Annotated in this window: 21 protein-coding genes; 19 read left to right on the top strand and 2 right to left on the bottom strand. The window is 66.5% G+C overall.

Annotated features, from left to right (window positions below; all coding sequences use genetic code 11):
- Nucleotides 1-208: 208 nt before the first annotated feature.
- A complete protein-coding gene (locus tag VPH46_RS11375; RefSeq protein WP_416611323.1) occupies nucleotides 209-412 on the top strand; it encodes a hypothetical protein in 204 nt (67 codons plus the stop codon).
- Between the two features lie 17 nt (nucleotides 413-429).
- Here the strand turns inward: VPH46_RS11375 and VPH46_RS11380 are convergent, their stop codons facing one another.
- Nucleotides 430-1,722, bottom strand: coding sequence for a M20/M25/M40 family metallo-hydrolase (locus VPH46_RS11380; RefSeq protein WP_416611325.1), 1,293 nt, complete (start codon nucleotides 1,720-1,722; stop codon nucleotides 430-432).
- 314 nt (nucleotides 1,723-2,036) lie between these two features.
- Between VPH46_RS11380 and VPH46_RS11385 the strand changes: the two genes are divergently transcribed.
- The gene (locus VPH46_RS11385) at nucleotides 2,037-3,002 is read left to right on the top strand and encodes a ferritin-like domain-containing protein (RefSeq protein WP_416611327.1); all 966 of its coding nucleotides are present in this window, start codon (nucleotides 2,037-2,039) and stop codon (nucleotides 3,000-3,002) included.
- A 29-nt stretch (nucleotides 3,003-3,031) separates the two neighbouring features.
- On the top strand, nucleotides 3,032-4,027 hold the full coding sequence (locus VPH46_RS11390; RefSeq protein ID WP_416611329.1) for a ferritin-like domain-containing protein: 996 nt from the start codon (nucleotides 3,032-3,034) through the stop codon (nucleotides 4,025-4,027).
- Between the two features lie 48 nt (nucleotides 4,028-4,075).
- Here the strand turns inward: VPH46_RS11390 and VPH46_RS11395 are convergent, their stop codons facing one another.
- Nucleotides 4,076-4,531 (bottom strand): universal stress protein, encoded by a 456-nt coding sequence (locus VPH46_RS11395; protein WP_125961424.1) that lies wholly within the window; start codon nucleotides 4,529-4,531, stop codon nucleotides 4,076-4,078.
- Between the two features lie 125 nt (nucleotides 4,532-4,656).
- On the opposite strand from VPH46_RS11395, the gene VPH46_RS11400 reads away from it, so the two are divergent.
- From VPH46_RS11400 to rplB, 16 genes are all read left to right on the top strand, one after another.
- On the top strand, nucleotides 4,657-5,973 hold the full coding sequence (locus VPH46_RS11400; protein ID WP_416611332.1) for a pyruvate dehydrogenase complex dihydrolipoamide acetyltransferase: 1,317 nt from the start codon (nucleotides 4,657-4,659) through the stop codon (nucleotides 5,971-5,973).
- Nucleotides 5,974-6,013: 40 nt separating this feature from the next.
- Nucleotides 6,014-6,235: a hypothetical protein gene (locus tag VPH46_RS11405; RefSeq protein WP_416611334.1), complete on the top strand. Its 222-nt coding sequence runs from the start codon at nucleotides 6,014-6,016 to the stop codon at nucleotides 6,233-6,235.
- Nucleotides 6,228-6,617, top strand: a complete 390-nt coding sequence (locus VPH46_RS11410; protein ID WP_125961421.1) for an acyl-CoA thioesterase — start codon at nucleotides 6,228-6,230, stop codon at nucleotides 6,615-6,617. The genes VPH46_RS11405 and VPH46_RS11410 overlap by 8 nt, the downstream gene beginning before the upstream one ends.
- A 27-nt stretch (nucleotides 6,618-6,644) precedes the next feature.
- Nucleotides 6,645-8,045 carry a dihydrolipoyl dehydrogenase gene (gene lpdA / locus VPH46_RS11415; RefSeq protein WP_416611336.1) on the top strand — a complete coding sequence of 467 codons (1,401 nt, stop codon included), beginning with the start codon at nucleotides 6,645-6,647 and terminating at the stop codon, nucleotides 8,043-8,045.
- 107 nt (nucleotides 8,046-8,152) lie between these two features.
- The gene (locus VPH46_RS11420) at nucleotides 8,153-8,434 is read left to right on the top strand and encodes a hypothetical protein (protein ID WP_416611338.1); all 282 of its coding nucleotides are present in this window, start codon (nucleotides 8,153-8,155) and stop codon (nucleotides 8,432-8,434) included.
- Between the two features lie 87 nt (nucleotides 8,435-8,521).
- On the top strand, nucleotides 8,522-9,130 hold the full coding sequence (locus VPH46_RS11425) for a DUF4142 domain-containing protein (RefSeq protein ID WP_132883260.1): 609 nt from the start codon (nucleotides 8,522-8,524) through the stop codon (nucleotides 9,128-9,130).
- Nucleotides 9,131-9,247: 117 nt separating this feature from the next.
- Complete coding sequence (locus tag VPH46_RS11430) at nucleotides 9,248-10,552, top strand: amidohydrolase family protein (RefSeq protein WP_416611340.1); 1,305 nt, start codon at nucleotides 9,248-9,250, stop codon at nucleotides 10,550-10,552.
- A gap of 245 nt (nucleotides 10,553-10,797) precedes the next feature.
- Nucleotides 10,798-11,169, top strand: a complete 372-nt coding sequence (rpsL, locus tag VPH46_RS11435; RefSeq protein WP_086129340.1) for a 30S ribosomal protein S12 — start codon at nucleotides 10,798-10,800, stop codon at nucleotides 11,167-11,169.
- A 52-nt stretch (nucleotides 11,170-11,221) separates the two neighbouring features.
- Nucleotides 11,222-11,692, top strand: a complete 471-nt coding sequence (gene rpsG / locus VPH46_RS11440) for a 30S ribosomal protein S7 (RefSeq protein WP_125961416.1) — start codon at nucleotides 11,222-11,224, stop codon at nucleotides 11,690-11,692.
- Nucleotides 11,693-11,787: 95 nt separating this feature from the next.
- Entirely contained in the window at nucleotides 11,788-13,881 is a 2,094-nt protein-coding gene (fusA, locus tag VPH46_RS11445) for an elongation factor G (RefSeq protein ID WP_416611343.1), read from the top strand.
- A 76-nt stretch (nucleotides 13,882-13,957) separates the two neighbouring features.
- Nucleotides 13,958-15,154 carry an elongation factor Tu gene (tuf, locus tag VPH46_RS11450; protein WP_125961414.1) on the top strand — a complete coding sequence of 399 codons (1,197 nt, stop codon included), beginning with the start codon at nucleotides 13,958-13,960 and terminating at the stop codon, nucleotides 15,152-15,154.
- A gap of 241 nt (nucleotides 15,155-15,395) precedes the next feature.
- On the top strand, nucleotides 15,396-15,704 hold the full coding sequence (gene rpsJ / locus VPH46_RS11455; RefSeq protein ID WP_033921125.1) for a 30S ribosomal protein S10: 309 nt from the start codon (nucleotides 15,396-15,398) through the stop codon (nucleotides 15,702-15,704).
- 306 nt (nucleotides 15,705-16,010) lie between these two features.
- Complete coding sequence (rplC, locus tag VPH46_RS11460; RefSeq protein ID WP_416611346.1) at nucleotides 16,011-16,760, top strand: 50S ribosomal protein L3; 750 nt, start codon at nucleotides 16,011-16,013, stop codon at nucleotides 16,758-16,760.
- A gap of 2 nt (nucleotides 16,761-16,762) precedes the next feature.
- On the top strand, nucleotides 16,763-17,389 hold the full coding sequence (gene rplD, locus VPH46_RS11465; RefSeq protein WP_125961412.1) for a 50S ribosomal protein L4: 627 nt from the start codon (nucleotides 16,763-16,765) through the stop codon (nucleotides 17,387-17,389).
- On the top strand, nucleotides 17,382-17,699 hold the full coding sequence (locus VPH46_RS11470) for a 50S ribosomal protein L23 (RefSeq protein ID WP_125961411.1): 318 nt from the start codon (nucleotides 17,382-17,384) through the stop codon (nucleotides 17,697-17,699). Before rplD ends, VPH46_RS11470 begins: the two co-directional genes overlap by 8 nt.
- Nucleotides 17,699-18,547 (top strand): 50S ribosomal protein L2, encoded by an 849-nt coding sequence (gene rplB / locus VPH46_RS11475; RefSeq protein WP_416611348.1) that lies wholly within the window; start codon nucleotides 17,699-17,701, stop codon nucleotides 18,545-18,547. Before VPH46_RS11470 ends, rplB begins: the two co-directional genes overlap by 1 nt.
- Nucleotides 18,548-18,550 lie beyond the last annotated feature (3 nt).

Consider the following 18,550-nt stretch of genomic DNA (forward strand, 5'->3'; position numbering starts at 1 on the left):
TTGAGTCGCTGCACGCGATCTCCTAGTCCTCTTGAGGACGCTACGTAGTAATTCGTACGCGGTTTACCGGAGCGCGGCCACGTACGGTCGCTAAGGGCGTGGCGCGTTTTTGCGGTGCAGCGTATGCCTTCTGTGCTCTTCGGTCTCCGTAGGGGGCGGTTACTTCGGGGCCGAAGCGCATTTTCAGGGGAGAGTCGGGAGACGATCCGTGGGTTGGCTTTGTATGGTGATGGGCCACAAGCACGCGAAGCGTGTGTGGCACGATGGGGTCGACTTTCGCGCCCGTTGCACGCGCTGCAGCGAGGAGATGCTGCGCGATGACGTCCGGGGCGAATGGCGCCTCTTCGATCCGGTTCGGGACGCCGATCCGACGCGCACCGAGAAGCCGGAGCGCCAGTCCCGCGCGGGCTGAGGCGCCGCCTCCGATCCTCAACCGCGGGGCGCGCGCCCCGCAAAGCTGACCAGGCTCTCGCTGCCGTCCTTGGCCAGCGCCGACACGCCGACGAAATGGTCGTCGACGATCACGCCCTTCAGCACGTGGCTGGTGCCCGTCACGTCCACCTGGTCCGTCCAGTCCTGGCGATCGTTGCGGCGCCAGCGGATGCGATAGCCGGCGGCGCCCGCGACCGGCTGCCAGCGCGCCGTCGTGTCGGTGCTGAGCGCGCCCGCGATCGTCACGCCTTCGGGGGCGGCCGGTGCCGCTGCCAGCCGCGCGAGCGTCGCGACGTTCAGCGCCGTCACCTTGGCGAGATAGGGGAAGTCCATCCGGTCGACCGTGTCGCCATAGACGCGGCCGCTCTCGGTGCGCAGGTCCTGGTGCTGGGCGTCGTAGTTCTCGACCCCCACCGAGAAGCGCACCGCCGGGTAGCCGAGCTTCAGGAACGGCTCATGGTCGCCGCCGCGGCCGAACCGATCGGGGCGCCGTTCCAGCACCGCGTCGACGCCGCCCGGCAAGGTTCCCGCCAACCCGTCGACCGCCTTGGCGAGCGACCGGCTGGGGCCGTCGTCCTCGCCACCGGCGGCACGGCGCGCGATCTGCTGCTCCAGCGATTCAGAACTGCGGATGCCTTCGGAGAACACCCGCACCCGGTCCGCGACTCGCCGCCCGTCGAGGCCGATCGTGTTGCCGACGATGTCGTTGTTGAGCACCGCGCTCACCGTCCAGCCGCGTTCGCGCGCGGTGTCGGCGAGCAGCTCGCCGCCCCACAGCCCCTGTTCCTCGCCCGACAGCGCCGCATAGACGATGGTCGCATCGAACTTCTCCTTCGACAGGATCCGCGCCGCCTCCAGCACCAGCGCCACGCCCGAAGCGTCGTCGTTCGCGCCCGGCGCGTCGCTGGTCGCGTCCATCACGTCCGTCACGCGGCTGTCGATGTGCCCCATCACGATCACCACCCGCTTCGGGTCGCGTCCCTGCTGGAAGCCGAGCACGTCGACGATCTGCACGCCATTGGGCGCGCGCGGGCCGGTGAAGCCGCGGGCGATGTTCGCCACCGTGATGCAGCCGCCGCACGCCTCGCCGATGCGCCCCATCTCGCTTGCGAACCAGCGCCGCGCCGCACCGATCCCGCGGCTGGGGTGGTCGGGCGACGACAGCGTGTGGCGGGTGCCGAACGACACCAGCTTCTCGACGTCCGCCTTCATCCGCTCGGGCCTGGGCGCCTCGCGCGCCGTGGCAGGGGTGGCGAGGGCAAGCAGCGGCAGCAGGAAAAGGGTTCGCATCTGCACGATCATGCCGGGCCAGCCAGATGCACTCAAGCGACTTTGGGTGAGGCACTTCAGCAGTGGGCGACCAGACCGGCAAAATGCTGCGGCGCACCACGTCAAGTTTTCCGCTCGCTATCGAGTAATAGTGCAAGAAAACTCTCTGCCGACTAAGTAAAACCAAAATAATGCCAGAACCATGCGACTTAATTCGGTGGTGTAGCGTTGATGGCCCGGGAAGTTGGTCGGCCGTTTTTGCGGCGCTCGCTCCCCAGCGGGCGGGGCAATGCTGTCCGGTGCCGCATGAAGGTAACCTCGACAGGGAGGCCCCCATGACTGAGTCCGACACGATCGTGGAAGCTTTGGACGCGCGCGTACGGCGCCGAAACGAAAGGCGCGACTTTTTCTCGCGGGCATTCGGCGCCGCGGCACTGACCACCGCAGGCGCGGTGGCGCTCTCGCGATCGGGGCCCGCCCGGGCACAGGCAGTGACCGACGCCGACATCCTCAATTTCGCGCTGAACCTCGAATATCTCGAGGCGCAGTTCTACAGCTTCGCCGCAACCGGCGAGGGGCTGCCGCAGTCGATGCTCGGCGGGATGTCGCAGCAGGGTGCCGTCAACGGCGGCCGCAGGGTCGATTTCCAGGATCCGGTGGTGGCGCAATATGCGCGCGAGATCGCCGGGGACGAGCGTGCGCACGTCACCTTCCTGCGCGAACAGCTCGCCTCGGCCGCGGTCGCGCAGCCGGCGATCGACATCAGCGCCACGCCGACCAGCGCCTTTTCGGCGGCTGCGCGCGCGGCCGGGCTGATCGGCACGGGCGAGACGTTCGACCCCTACGCCAACGACCAGAATTTCCTGCTCGGCGCCTTCATCTTCGAGGACGTCGGCGTGTCGGCCTACAAGGGTGCGGCGGCGCTGATCACCAACAAGACCTATCTGGAGGCTGCCGCCGGCATCATGGCGGTGGAGGCGTATCACGCCGCCATCCTGCGCACGACGCTGTACAGCAAGGGCGTCGAGACGCCGATGATCCGCGACTCCGTTCAGAAAATCTCGGACGCGCGCGATTCGCTCGACGGCCGCGACGATCGCGACCAGGGCATTTCTCCGGTCGAGGACGACAACGACGATCTGATGTCCAACGTCGCGCTGGTCGACGACAATGCGCTCGCCTTCGGCCGGTCCACCGCCCAGGTGCTCAACATCGTCTACCTCAACAACGCCGCGGCCACGATGGGCGGGTTCTTCCCCGCCGGCGTCAACGGCACCATCCGCAGCAGCGCGGCGAACTGAGCCCGCGGGTTCGATCAGGGAGACTTCACATGATGGACATCGAATCCAAGCGGCGGATCCTGCAGGCGGTCGAGCATCGCCGGGCCGAGCGTCGCCGCTTCCTCCGCTACGCCGGCACCGCGACCGCGATGGCGGGCGGGCTGTCGCTGCTGGCCGCCTGCGACGACGACGATGACGGCGACGTCGTAACGCCGACGCCCACCCCGACGCCCACGCCGACCGCCAGCTCGGGCATCGCCGACGTGAACGTCCTCAACTTCGCGCTGAACCTGGAATATCTGGAGGCGCAGTTCTACAGCTTCGCCACCACCGGGCAGAGCCTGCCGGTTGACATGCTCGGCGGCGTCGGCCGGGCGGGTGCGGTCCAGGGCGGACGCGCGGTAACCTTCACCGATCCCGTGGTCGCGCAATATGCACGCGAGATCGCGTACAACGAACGCCACCACGTGGCCTTCCTCCGCGAGGCGCTGGGCAGCGCGGCGATCGCCCAGCCGGCCATCAACATCGGCGGCGATGCGGCAGGACCCTTTACCGCCGCGGCTCGGTCGGCGGGCGTGGTCGGCAGCAACGACACGTTCGATCCCTATGCGAGCGACGAGAACTTCCTGCTCGCCGCCTATCTGTTCGAAGATGTGGGCGTGACCGCCTACAAGGGTGCGGCGCCGCTGCTCACCAATCCGACCTATGTCGATGCGGCCGCGGGCATCCTCGCGACCGAGGGCTACCATGCCGGGCTGCTGCGCACGGCGCTCTATTCCAAGGGAATCGAGATGCCGAGCCTCATCACCTCGGCGAACCGGATCAGCGATGCGCGCGACTCGCTCGACGGCAGCAGCGATCTCGATCAGGGGATCACGAGGGACGGCAATGCCAACCTGGTGCCGGCGGACGAAGACGGCATCGCGTTCAGCCGCTCGACGGGCCAGGTGCTCAACATCGTGTACCTGAATGCCGCGTCGACGGGTTCGGGCGGCTTCTTCCCCGCGGGCGTCAACGGCGCCTTCGTGACGAGCGGTCCCGCCTGACGCAGGCCTGGTGCGGGCGGCTGCCGGTCGGCGGCCGCCCGCGCTTCCTCAGCTCAGCCGGTCGATCGCCTCGCGGTCCAGGCTGCCCGGGATGATCATCACCGGCACCGGCAGCGTGCCCGCGTCGGTGCCGGAGAAGTGGCTCACCAGCGGCCCGGGGGCGCCGCTCGCCGCCGCGCCCAGCACCAGCGCGGCGATTTCGGGGTTGCCCGCAATCATCTCCCGCACGATCGCAGGGCCATCGCCTTCGCGGACGGTCAGCGCCGGCTTCAGGCCCGACTCTTCCAGCAGCGTGCCCGCAGCGGCGGCGACCAGCCCTTGCGCGCGCTGCTGGGTTTCCTGTTCCATGGTCGCCATCACGCCGCCCCATTGAACGAACTCCGGCCGCTCGATCAGCGCCAGGATCTCGACCGAGCCACCGGTCTTCACCGCGCGCCGCGCGGCAAAGCGCAGCGCGATCTGCGACTCGGGACTTTCGTCGATCACCACCAGATACGTACGCATCGAAAACGCTCCCCTTTGGTTTGAAGCGTGGCGACGCTCGGCCGTTCGCGCAAGCCCACGGGGTTGACCGGTGCGGCTGTGACGGCAAAGGAAGGTCAGAGCCCCGAGAGGATCCAGCTGTACCCATGTCGATCGAAATCAAGATGCCCGCGCTTTCCCCCACCATGGAGGAGGGAACCCTCGCCAAGTGGCTGGTGAAAGAGGGCGACACCGTTCGTTCCGGCGACCTGATGGCGGAGATCGAGACCGACAAGGCGACGATGGAGTTCGAGGCGGTGGACGAGGGCGTGATCGCCAAGATCCTCGTCGCCGAGGGTTCGGACAATGTGAAGGTCGGCACCGTGATCGCGATCCTGGCGGGTGAGGGCGAGGACGCCAGCACGATCGAGGCGCCGGCAGCCGCCGCCCCGGCCGCGACGCCCGCTCCGGCAGCGAGCCCGGCCCCTGCCGAGCAGCCCAAGGCGGAGGCGAAGCCCGCTTCCGCGCCGGCAGCCCCGGCCAGCAGCGGCAGCCGCGTGAAGGCCAGCCCGCTCGCACGTCGACTCGCCGCCGAAAAGGGCATCGACCTCGCGGGCCTCAGCGGCTCGGGTCCCAACGGCCGCATCGTCAAGGCCGACCTCGACGGCGCCAAGCCGGGCCAGGCGAAGGCAGCGGCTCCCGCACCGGGCGCCTCGGCTGGCGCTGCGGCCACCGTTCCCGCCGGCGGGACTGCGCCCAGCCAGGAAGCCAAGGCGGTCTGGTACGACGAGTCGATCCCGCATGAGGTTTCGAAGCTCTCGAACGTCCGCAAGACGATCGCGCGCCGCCTGACCGAGGCGAAGCAGACGATCCCGCACATCTACCTGACGGTTGACGTCCGCCTCGACGCGCTGCTCAAGCTGCGCGGCGAACTGAACAAGAGCCTGGACGCGCGCGGCGTTAAGCTGTCGGTGAACGACCTGCTGATCAAGGCGCTCGGCATCGCGCTCGAGCAGAGCCCGAAGTGCAACGTGACGTTCCTGGGCGACCAGCTCGTCAGCTACAGCCGCGCCGACGTGTCGGTGGCGGTCTCCACCCCGACCGGCCTGATCACCCCGATCATCCGCGACGCGGCCGCCAAGGGCGTCGCCCGCATCTCGACCGAGATGAAGGAGCTCGCCGGCCGCGCCAAGGAGAACAAGCTGAAGCCCGAGGAATATCAGGGCGGCACCGCCAGCCTCTCCAACATGGGCATGTTCGGCATCAAGCAGTTCGAGGCGGTCATCAATCCGCCGCAGGGCATGATCCTGGCGGTCGGCGCGGGCGAGAAGCGCCCGTACATCGTCGACGACGCGCTGGGTGTCGCGACCGTCATGACGGCGACCGGCAGCTTCGACCATCGCGCCATCGACGGTGCGGACGGCGCGCAGATGCTCAAGCTGTTCAAGGCGCTGGTTGAGCAGCCGATGGGCCTGCTTGCTTGAGGCCCGGGCGCAGCCGGTGGTTGCTAGGCGGAGCGCGGCGATGAAGGTGCGGATTGCGATCGAGCTGATCCAGATCGTGTTGAGCGTCGCGGCCGTCGTGGGGGTGGGGATGCTCTCCGCTTGGTCCTACCGGCCCGCGCGCGACGACGTCGAGCTGGTGACGCTGGGCGCGGTGCTGGTGGTGGTGGTGCTCGGCATCCGCCAGCTGCAGCGCGCCATTGCCGAACAGCGTCTCGCCCGCGGGGGTCTGGCCCATGACTGACGGCCCGCCCCAGGGGCAGCCGGCGCTGCGCGTCACCACCATGCCCGCCGACGCCAATCCCTATGGCGACATCTTCGGCGGCTGGCTGATGAGCCAGATGGACATGGCCGCCGGCCTAACCGCGGCGCGCCACGCCCGCGGCCGCGCCGTCACCATCGCGGTGGAGGCGATGCAGTTCCACGCCCCCGTCGCGGTCGGCGACGAGGTGTCGGTCTATGCCGAGCTGGTGAAGACCGGCCGCACCTCCATGACGATCGAGGTCGAGGCCTGGCGCCGAGGCCGCCACGTCGAGGAACAATGTCGGGTCACCCAGGCGCGCTTCGTCTTCGTCGCGATCGACGAGAACCGGCGCCCGCGCCCGATCAACACCGTACAATCCTGAAGAATCGCAGAACGGAAGCACCAAGCCATGGCTGAAACCTACGACCTCATCGTTCTCGGCTCCGGGCCGGGCGGCTATGTCGCGGCGATCCGTGCGGCGCAGCTGGGCCTCAAGACCGCGATCGTCGAGCGCGAGAACCTGGGCGGCATCTGCCTCAACTGGGGCTGCATTCCGACCAAGGCGCTGCTGCGCTCGGCCGAGATCTTCCACTATATGCAGCACGCCAAGGACTATGGCCTGGTCGCCGACAAGATCAGCGCGGACCTGGATGCGGTGGTGAAGCGCTCGCGCGGTGTCGCCAAGCAGCTCAATCAGGGCGTTACCCACCTGATGAAGAAGAACAAGGTGGCGGTGCACATGGGCACCGGCAAGCTGACGGGGAAGGGCAAGCTGACGGTGACGGGCCAGGACGGCAAGACCACCGAGCTCGCGGCCAAGAACATCATCGTCGCGACCGGCGCGCGTGCCCGCGACCTGCCGAACCTGCCGGCGGACGGCAAGCGCGTGTGGACCTATCGCCATGCGATGACGCCGTCCGAGATGCCGAGCAAGCTGCTGGTGATCGGTTCGGGCGCGATCGGCATCGAGTTCGCCAGCTTCTACAACGACATGGGCGCCGAAGTTACCGTCGTGGAGATGATGGACCGCATCGTCCCCGTCGAGGATGCCGACATCTCCACCTTCCTGGAAAAGTCGCTCACCAAGCAGGGCATGAAGATCCTGACGAGCGCCAAGATCGACAAGATCTCGGCCGACGCCAACGGCGTGAAGGCGACGATCACGGGCAAGGACGGCAAGGCGTTCGACGGCGAGTACAGCCATGTCATCGTCGCGATCGGCATCGTGCCGAACACCGCCGACATCGGCCTCAAGGAACTGGGCGTCGCGATGAACGACCGCGGCTTCCTGGAAACCGACGCCACCTGCAAGACCAACGTCGAGGGGCTGTGGGCGATCGGCGACATCACCGCGCCGCCCTGGCTCGCCCACAAGGCCAGCCACGAGGGCGTGATCGCGGTCGAGGCGATCGCCGGCAAGCACCCGCACGCGATGGACGTCCGCAACATCCCGGGCTGCACCTATTGCCACCCGCAGATCGCGAGCGTCGGCCTCACCGAGGCGAAGGCCAAGGAAGCGGGCTATGAGGTGAAGGCGGGGACCTTCCCCTTCATCGGCAACGGCAAGGCGATCGCGCTGGGCGAAGCCGAGGGCTTCATCAAGACGGTGTTCGACGCCAAGACCGGCGAGCTGTTGGGCGCGCACATGATCGGCGCCGAAGTGACCGAGATGATTCAGGGCTACACCGTCGGCAAGACGCTGGAGACCACGGAAGCCGAGCTGATGGAAACGGTGTTCCCGCACCCGACCATGTCCGAGGCGATGCACGAGAGCGTGCTGGCTGCCTACGGACGCGCCCTGCACATCTGATCCGGCCGGCGGGCGGTCCTTTGGGCCGTCCGCCGCCTCCTGTCTGGCTGGCGGCTTCGGAACGGCCTTCGCGAACGCACGTTGTTGCCCGCGAAGGAGACGCCGCCATGACCAAAGCCGTTCCGATGCTGATGCTTCCGCTCGTCGCCCTGCTCGGCGCCTGTGGAGGCGGCGAGGAGGTCCGCGTGACCAACGACGAGAACGTCGTCCTCAACGACAGCTACGACAACATGGCCTTCTCGAACGATGGCGAGGATCCCGCCAACGCGATGGGTAGCGCGGGCGGGACCGACGGCGCCATGATGGGCAACGGCACCGACGCCAACATGGCGATGCCGACCACGAACGACACGCTGCCGATCGCCAACGACGCGACGCCGACTCGCTGAGCGGGGCGGCGGTCTGCCCACGCTTCATCGCAAATAAAGGAACGGGGGCGTGCAGACTGCGTTGCACAGCCCCGAAGGAGAGAGCGCATGAAGAAGCTTTTGCTGATCGGGGCCGTTTTGCCCGCACTGGCGGGCCTTGCGGCCTGCGGCGATCGTACCACGACCGACAACACCAACACCGTGGTTGTCGATGAAGGCACGGCCAACGACACCGTGCTGACCGACGAGACGCTGGACGGCAACGCGGCCGCCACGACCGGCAACGCGACCGATGCTGCGGGCCTGACCGCGCAGAGCTTCGCCAACACCATGGCCGCCAGCGACACGTTCGAGATCGAATCGGCCAAGATCGCGCAGGACAAGGCGACGGCGCCTGCGCTCAAGAAGTTCGCAGCGCAGATGGTGAAGGATCACACCGCTTCCACCGCCAAGCTGAAGACCGCGGCCGCCAGCGCCAATGTCACCCCGGCGCCGGCGCTCACCGCCGAGCAGAATGCGAACCTGGAAGCGCTGCGCGCCGCCAGCGGTGCCGACTTCGACACCGTCTACAAGCAGCAGCAGGTCGCAGCCCACCAGCAGGCGCTCTCGGCGCTGCAGGGCTATGCCGCCAATGGCGAGGCTGCCTCGCTCAAGACCTTCGCCTCGAACACCGCCCCGGTGGTCGAAGGCCATCTGAAGGAAGTGCAGGGGATGTGATCCCCGGCGGCGGGTGCGAAGGCTCTGCGCGTTCGCACTCGCCGCATTTTCTTCCCCGAGTGGATTGACCGAACCTGCATCCGCCCCGACCAAGGGGCGAACGCGTGCAGGGGGATGATGATGCGGAACTTGGGGGTGGCGGCTGCGGCCGCAGCGGCGGCTTTCGCGTCGCCGGCATTCAGCCAGACGTCGGGCTCGGAGACGGTCGTGGTGACGGCCGATCGCATGCTCGACGTCCAGAGCGGCCGGCTGTTCGATCAGCCGGTGGTGGTCATCACCGACGGGCGTATCGCCTCTGTCGCGACCGGCAACGCCCGCCCGGTGATCCCGGCGGGTGCTACTCGCATCGATCTTCCCGGCAAGACGATCGTCCCCGGCCTGATCGACATGCACGTCCATCTCACCAGCAATCCGAAGTACGGCGGCTACACCGGCCTCCAGTTCACCGACAGCTTCTGGGTGGCGCAGGCCGCGGGCAATGCCGCGCGGACGCTGCGCGCCGGCTTCACCACCGTGCGCAACGTCGGGTCGGATAACTATGCCGACGTCGGCTTGAAGCAGGCGATCGAGGAGGGCTGGATCGAGGGACCGCGTATCGTCCCCGCCGCCTATGCGCTCGGCGCCACCGGCGGCCATTGCGACGAGACCTTCCTGCCGCCCTCCTTCCAGCGCGTCTCGCCGGCGATGGGCGACAGCCCGGAGGAGCTGAAAAAGCGGGTCCGCGAGCAGCGGAAGTATGGCGCGGAGGTCATCAAGGTCTGCGCCACCGGCGGCGTCTTCTCCCGCAACACCGAGCCCGGCATCCAGCAGCTCCATGAAGAGGAGCTCAAGGCTGTCGCGGACGAGGCGCATTTCTGGAAGCTCAAGACCGCCGCCCACGCCCATGGCGCCGAAGGGATCAAGGCCGCGATCCGCGCCGGCATCGACACGATCGAGCACGTCAGCTTCATCGACGACGAGGGCATCCGACTCGCTCGCGAGCGCGGCACCTGGCTCGGCTTTGACGTCTACAACACCGAGTACACGCTGGCGGAGGGCAAGGCGAACGGCGTCCTGCCGGAGAACATCGAAAAGGAACGCCGCGTCGGCACGCTCCAGCGGGAGAACTTCGGCCGTGCGGCGAAGGCGGGCGCGCGCATGATCTTCTCGACCGACGCCGGCATCTATCCCCATGGCGACAATGCGCGCCAGTTCGCGGTCATGGTCCGCTTCGGCATGACCCCGCTGGACGCGATCCGCACCGCTACCACGAACGCCGCGCAGGCTCTGGGCCGAGAGGCGGACGTGGGGGCGATCGCGGTCGGCCGCTTCGGCGATCTCGTGGCGGTGGACGGCGATCCCACCCGTGACGTGACCCTGCTCGAACGTCCCGCAGCGGTGGTGAAGGGCGGCAAGCTCGTCGCCGGCCGTCAGGGCGGCTGACCGGCGGCCGGCGCGGCAGGGCAGGGGGCAACGCCTTCTCGTTCCGGCGCCCGCCATTGACCGTGCGCGGGCGAGCGCGTATAGGCGCGCCCGTTCAATGGGATGGTTCCGGTTTCCGGTCCCGACCTGCTGGGCAGCGCTGAACGTTGTTGGAGACCTAAGGCCCCGGGGCGTCTCGCCGCGTGGCCTTTGCGCATTCCTGTCACGACTCCGGCAAAGTAACCGTTTGAAAGGTGAAGGGCTTCATGCCGACGATCAACCAGCTGGTCCGCAAGGGCCGCGAACTGCAGAAGACCAAGTCCAAGGTCCCTGCGATGGAGCAGAACCCGCAGAAGCGCGGCGTCTGCACCCGTGTGTACACGACGACCCCGAAGAAGCCGAACTCGGCTCTGCGCAAGGTGGCCAAGGTTCGCCTGACCAACCAGCGCGAAGTCATCAGCTACATCCCGGGCGAGGGCCACAACCTCCAGGAGCACTCGGTGGTGCTCATCCGCGGCGGCCGTGTGCGCGACCTTCCGGGCGTGCGCTACCACGTGCTGCGCGGCGTGCTCGACACCCAGGGTGTCAAGGACCGCCGTCAGTCCCGCTCCAAGTACGGCGCCAAGCGTCCGAAGTAAGCCGGCCGCTGTTGCGGTCCATTCAGGCTGAAGTTTTAAAGGAATAAAGCAGATGGCACGTCGTCGTCGTCCCGAAAAGCGGGAAATCCTGCCGGATCCCGTCTACGGGGATCAGGTTCTTTCGAAGTTCATGAATTCGGTGATGCTGGACGGCAAGAAGTCCGTCGCCGAAGCCATCGTCTATGGTGCGTTCGAGACCATCGAAGCGCGCGCCAAGCGTGACCCGATCGGCGTCTTCCACGACGCGCTCGGCAACGTGAAGCCGGGCATCGAGGTCCGCAGCCGCCGCGTCGGCGGTGCGACCTACCAGGTTCCGGTCGAAGTCCGTCCGGAGCGTGCGCAGGCGCTCGCGATCCGCTGGCTGATCGCCTCGGCCCGCAACCGCAGCGAGAACACCATGGCAGCCCGTCTGTCGGGTGAGCTGATGGACGCTGCCAACAACCGCGGCAACGCGGTCAAGAAGCGCGAAGACACGCACCGCATGGCGGAAGCGAACCGCGCCTTCTCGCACTACCGCTGGTAACAGCGGGTCCGGCGGTCTTCCGCTGGCAACACAACCGACCTATATGATGGGGAGCCGGTCACGCCGGCTCCCCACATCGCTAAGGAAGAACGATCATGGCCCGCAGCCATCCGCTCGAGCGCTATCGCAATATCGGCATCATGGCGCACATCGACGCCGGCAAGACGACCACGACCGAACGCATCCTCTATTACACCGGCAAGTCCTACAAGATCGGCGAAGTGCACGAAGGCACCGCGACGATGGACTGGATGGAGCAGGAGCAGGAGCACGGGATCACGATCACCTCGGCGGCGACCACGTGCAAGTGGCGCGCTGAAGAGGGCAAGGGCGAAGAGCACCTGATCAACATCATCGACACCCCCGGCCACGTCGACTTCACGATCGAAGTCGAGCGTTCGCTGCGCGTGCTCGACGGTGCGGTTGCCTGCTTCGACGGCGTTGCCGGCGTGGAGCCGCAGTCGGAGACCGTGTGGCGCCAGGCGGACAAGTACAAAGTTCCGCGGATGTGCTTCGTCAACAAGCTCGATCGCACCGGCGCGAACTTCTATTACTGCGTGGACACGATCGTCGAGCGTCTCGGCGCGCGCCCGGCCGTGCTGTACATCCCAATCGGCGAGGAAGGCGGCTTCAAGGGCCTGGTCGACCTGGTCGAGAACCGCGCGATCATCTGGCTCGACGAGAGCCTGGGCGCGAAGTTCGAATATCGCGACATCCCTGACGACCTGAAGGAAAAGGCTGCGAAGTATCGCAGCGACCTGATCGAGATGGCCGTCGAGCAGGACGATGCGCTGATGGAAGCGTATCTCGAGGGCAACGAGCCGTCGGTCGCCGACCTCAAGAAGCTGATCCGCAAGGGCACGCTCGAGATGTCGTTCGTTCCGATCCTTTGCGGTTCGGCGTTCAAGAACAAGGGCGTTCAGCCGCTGCTCGACGCGGTGGTCGACTATCTGCCGTCGCCGCTCGACATTCCCGACGTGCAGGGCGTGAAGCTCGACGGCGAGACCGCGGACTCGCGTCCGCCGGAAGACAATGCGCCGTTCTCGGCTCTGGCCTTCAAGATCATGAACGATCCGTTCGTCGGCTCGCTCACCTTCACCCGCATCTATTCGGGCACGCTGACCAAGGGCAGCTACCTGAACTCGGTGAAGGACAAGAAGGAAAAGATCGGCCGTATGCTCCTCATGCACGCGAACTCGCGTGAGGACATCGAAGAAGCGCGCGCCGGCGACATCGTCGCGATCGCGGGCCTCAAGGAGACCACGACCGGCGACACGCTGTGCGACGCGTCCAACCCGATCATCCTGGAGCGGATGGAATTCCCCGAGCCCGTGATCGAGCTGTCGGTGGAGCCGAAGACCAAGGCCGACCAGGAAAAGATGGGCATCGCGCTCAACCGCCTGGCTGCCGAGGATCCCTCGTTCCGCGTTTCGACCGACCACGAATCGGGCCAGACCATCATCAAGGGGATGGGCGAGCTCCACCTCGAGATCCTGGTCGACCGCATGAAGCGCGAGTTCAAGGTCGAGGCGAACGTCGGTGCGCCGCAGGTGGCGTATCGCGAGTATCTCGCCAAGCCCGTCGAGCTGACCTACACCCACAAGAAGCAGTCGGGTGGTTCGGGCCAGTTCGGTGAAGTCAAGGTTCAGGTGAAGCCGGGCGAGCGTGGCTCGGGCTACCAGTTCTTCGACGAGATCAAGGGCGGCAACATCCCGCGCGAATACATCCCGTCGGTGGAGAAGGGCTTCCGCGAGACGGCGCAGACGGGCTCGCTGATCGGCTTCCCGATCATCGACTTCGAAGTGCACCTGATCGACGGTAAGTACCACGACGTCGACTCGTCGGCGCTGGCGTTCGAAATCTGCGCCCGTGGCGCGATGCGTGAGGCCGCTCAGAAGGCCGGCATCAAGCTGCTCGAGCCGGTCATGAAGGTCGAGGTCGTCACCCCGGAGGAATATCTGGGCGACGTCATCGGCGACATGAACAGCCGTCGTGGCCAGATCCAGGGCACCGACAGCCGCGGCAACGCGCAGGTGGTCGAGGCGATGGTGCCGCTGGCCAACATGTTCGGCTATGTGAACCAGCTCCGCTCGTTCACCCAGGGCCGTGCGCAGTACTCGATGCAGTTCTCGCATTACGACGAAGTGCCGCAGAACGTGGCCGACGAAGTGAAGGCGAAGCTGGCGTAACCCTGAAACAGTCGCTATGGGGCCGCGTTCGCGTGGCCCCTGATGCGGCAGCGGATTCGAATCAGAAGGTAGGAAAATGGCAAAAGCGAAATTCGAGCGGAACAAGCCGCACCTCAACATCGGTACCATCGGCCACGTCGACCACGGCAAGACGTCGCTGACCGCTGCGATCACGAAGATCCTGGCTGAGAACGTTGCGGGTAACGCTGCGGTCGACTTCGCCAACATCGACAAGGCTCCGGAAGAGCGCGAGCGCGGCATCACGATCTCGACCGCACACGTCGAGTACGAGACCGACTCGCGCCACTACGCGCACGTCGATTGCCCGGGCCACGCCGACTATGTGAAGAACATGATCACCGGTGCGGCGCAGATGGACGGCGCGATCCTGGTGGTCGCAGCGACCGACGGCCCGATGCCGCAGACCAAGGAGCACATCCTGCTCGCTCGCCAGGTTGGCGTGCCGACCATGGTGGTCTTCCTCAACAAGGTCGACCTCGTCGACGACGAGGAAATCCTTGAGCTGGTCGAAATGGAAATCCGCGAAGAGCTCTCCAAGCGTGAGTTCGACGGCGACAACATTCCGATCATCCGTGGCTCGGCGACCGCAGCCCTCTCGGGTTCGGACGACAAGCTCGGCAAGGACGCGATCCTGGCCCTCATGGCAGCAGTCGACGAGTCGATCCCGCAGCCGGAGCGTCCGCTCGACAAGCCGTTCATGATGCCGATCGAAGACGTGTTCTCGATCTCGGGTCGCGGCACCGTCGTCACCGGCCGCGTCGAGACCGGCGTCGTGAAGGTTGGTGAGGAAGTCGAGATCGTCGGCATCCAGGAAGCCGTCCGCAAGACCGTCGTCACCGGCGTTGAAATGTTCCGCAAGCTGCTCGACCAGGGCCAGGCAGGCGACAACATCGGCGCGCTGATCCGCGGCGTCGGCCGTGAAGAAGTTGAGCGTGGTCAGGTTCTGGCCAAGCCGGGTTCGATCAAGCCGCACACCGACTTCCAGTCGTCGGTCTACGTGCTGTCGAAGGACGAGGGTGGCCGTCACACGCCGTTCTTCGCCAACTACCGCCCGCAGTTCTACTTCCGCACCACGGACGTGACCGGCACGATCGAGCTGCCGGAAGGCACCGAGATGGTCATGCCGGGCGACGAAGTCGCGCTGGGCGTCAAGCTCATCGCACCGATCGCGATGGACGTTGGTCAGCGCTTCACCATCCGTGAGGGCGGTCGTACCGTCGGCGCGGGCGTGGTCAGCGAAATCAACAAGTAAGCCGCTCACAAGGCGACTGACAACAGCCGCCCGGCATCCCCAAAAAGGGGGTGCCGGGCGGTTGCCTTTTTGTAGAGGCCTCTGTAAGGGCGGCCTTCCAGTTTTTTTGAGTTTCGGCTCTTTCTCCGCCATCCCGGTTTCTACCGGGATCTCAACCCGCCGGCGCTGCGCCTGCGGCACGAGCCCTCAGCTTCGGTTGGGGTGACGGCCGGGGTCGTGACCATTTCGCATCGGTAGGGATATGGACAACAACATCCGCATTCGCCTCAAGGCGTTCGACCATCGCGTGCTCGACCAGGCAGCCGGCGACATCGCCGACACCGCCCGTCGTACCGGCGCGCTGATCCGTGGTCCGATTCCGCTGCCCACGCACATCGACAAGTTCACCGTGAACCGCGGCCCGCACATCGACAAGAAGTCGCGCGAGCAGTTCGAGACCCGCACCTACAAGCGTCTCCTCGACATCGTGCAGCCGACCCCGCAGACGGTGGACGCGCTGATGAAGCTCGACCTCGCCGCCGGCGTTGACGTCGAGATCAAGCTGGCGTAATGCGCCGGCACCGCGACGCTTGGTGATTCACCGGGCGTCGCGCTTTCGCTTCCCGCGCTAAGTCGCGGTAGAGGCTGGGAAAGCAGCTACGGGATACCGAACGGCAGGGGATCATTCGATCAAAGCCGTTGTCCGCGTCCCCGCTATCGAGGGAAAAACAGGCGGTTCGTCCGCGGTGTTCCTCGATGACCGGCCCTGGCGGGGGCGTTTGTCGTGAGGGCTGGGGCTCCGGAGCGTGAAAGCGGCCGGGGCCTTTTTCGTTGGCAAGCTCGCCGGGATGGCGAGCCTCTGTTGGAGGAGTGGGTCATGCGCACTGGCGTGATCGCTAAGAAGATGGGAATGACCCGGTTGTTCCAGGATGACGGGCGCCACGTGCCCGTGACCGTCCTGGCGCTGGAAGAGGTTCAGGTGGTGGCGCAGCGCACTGCCGACCGCGACGGCTATGTCGCGGTGCAGATCGGTGCCGGCACTGCCAAGGCGAAGAACGTCGCCAAGCCGCAGCGCGGCCACTTCGGCAAGGCCGAGGTCGAGCCGAAGATGGAAGTCTGCGAGTTCCGCGTTGCCGACGATGCGCTGCTGGACGTCGGTTCGACGATCTCGGCGGACCATTTCGTCGCCGGCCAGCTCGTCGACGTGTCCGGCAAGACCCAGGGTAAGGGTTTCGCGGGCGCCATGAAGCGCTGGAACTTCGGTGGTCTGCGCGCGACGCACGGCGTTTCGGTCTCGCACCGTTCGCATGGTTCGACCGGTAACCGCCAGGATCCGGGTCGCGTCTTCAAGAACAAGAAGATGGCCGGCCACATGGGCGACCGCAACCGCACGCAGCAGAACCTCGAGATCGTCTCGACGGATGCTGAGCGTGGTCTCATCTTCGTCAAGGGTTCGGTCCCGGGCCACAAGGGCGCCTGGCTGATCGTCAAGGACGCGGTGAAGGTCGCGCGCCATGCCGACGCGCCGTACCCCGCCGGCCTGAAGGCCGTCGCCAACAGCAACGAAACCCCGGCCGAGGCGCCCGCACAGGCGGCTCCCGAGGCGACCGAAGGCCAGGAGGGCTGAACGTGAAGGTCAAGGTACAGACCCTCGACGCCGCCGAGAGCGGCGACATCGAGCTGAAGGACGAGGTGTTCGGCGTCGAGCCGCGTGCCGACATCCTGCACCGCGTCGTGACGTGGCAGCTGGAAAAGCGTCGCGGCACCGCTCGCGGCACCCGTGAGCGTGCGGACGTCGCACGCACCGGCAAGAAGCTCGGTCGCCAGAAGGGCGGCGGCGTCGCTCGTCACGGCGATCGTCGCGCTCCGATCTTCGTCGGCGGCGGTAAGGCACACGGTGCTCGTGTTCGCGACTTCAATCCGTCGCTGAACAAGAAGATCCGCGCGCTGGGCCTGCGCATGGCGCTGTCGAGCCACGCCAAGGCGGGTTCGCTGATCGTCGTCGACGGCCTCACGGTCGAGGACGGCAAGACCAAGGCGCTGACCGGCAACCTGTCGAAGCTAGGCTTCGGCAAGACCGCGCTGGTGATCGACGGCGACGCCGTCGAGACGAGCTTCGCGCTCGCCGCTCGCAACCTGCGGGCCGTGAACGTGCTGCCGGCCGGTGGTGCCAACGTCTACGACATCCTGAAGCATGACACGCTGGTGCTCACCCGCGCCGCTGTCGAAAAGCTGGAGGCGCGCTTCCATGGCTAAGGCAAGCAAGGCGGTCGACGTCCGCCACTACGACGTGGTGCTCGCGCCCCACATCACCGAGAAGTCGACCCTGGTGTCGGAGCAGAACGCAGTCGTGTTCAAGGTGGCGAAGACCGCCTCCAAGCCCGAGATCAAGGCGGCGGTTGAAGCGCTGTTCGACGTGAAGGTCACCGGCGTGAACACGATCGTCGTCAAGGGCAAGACCAAGCGCTGGAAGGGCGAAGCCTACAAGCGCACGGACATCAAGAAGGCGATCGTTACCCTGGCCGAAGGTCAGTCGATCGACGTAACGCAGGGGACCATGGCGTAATGGCACTCAAGCATTACAACCCGACCTCGCCGGCACGGCGCGGCCTGGTCCTCGTCGACCGTTCGGGTCTGTTCAAGGGGCGCCCCGTAAAGGCGCTGACCGAGGGCAAGGCCAAGACGGGCGGCCGCAACAACAAGGGTCACGTGACCTCGCGCGGCATCGCCGGCGGTCACAAGCAGCGCTATCGCATCGTCGATTTCAAGCGTCGCCTGTGGGACGTCGAGGGCACCGTCGAGCGGATCGAGTACGATCCCAACCGCACGGCCTTCATCGCGCTCGTCAACTATGGCGAGATCGACGGCAAGCAGAGCCTGGCCTACATCATCGCCCCGCAGCGTCTGGGCGTTGGTGACAAGGTGATCGCCGGTCGCAAGACCGACGTGAAGCCGGGCAACGCGATGGAGCTGGGCCAGGTGCCCGTCGGCACCATCGTCCACAACGTCGAGATGAAGCCTGCCAAGGGTGGTCAGATCGCACGTTCGGCCGGCACCTATGTGCAGGTCGTGGGCCGTGACAAGGGCATGGTCATCGTTCGCCTGAACTCGGGCGAGCAGCGCTACATCCGGGCAGAGTGCATGGCGACGGTTGGTGCGGTTTCGAACCCGGACAACCAGAACCAGAACCTCGGCAAGGCTGGCCGCACCCGTTGGCTGGGCAAGCGCCCGCTGACCCGCGGCGTTGCCAAGAACCCGGTCGACCACCCGCACGGCGGTGGTGAAGGCCGGACCTCGGGCGGCCGTCATCCGGTCACCCCGTGGGGCAAGCCGACGAAGGGTGCGCGCACTCGTCACAACAAGGCGACCGACAAGATGATCATCCGGTCGCGTCACGCGAAGAAGAAGGGCTGATAG

This window comes from Sphingomonas sp. MJ1 (PH-R8), from assembly GCF_048058635.1.
Lineage (GTDB): Bacteria > Pseudomonadota > Alphaproteobacteria > Sphingomonadales > Sphingomonadaceae > Sphingomonas.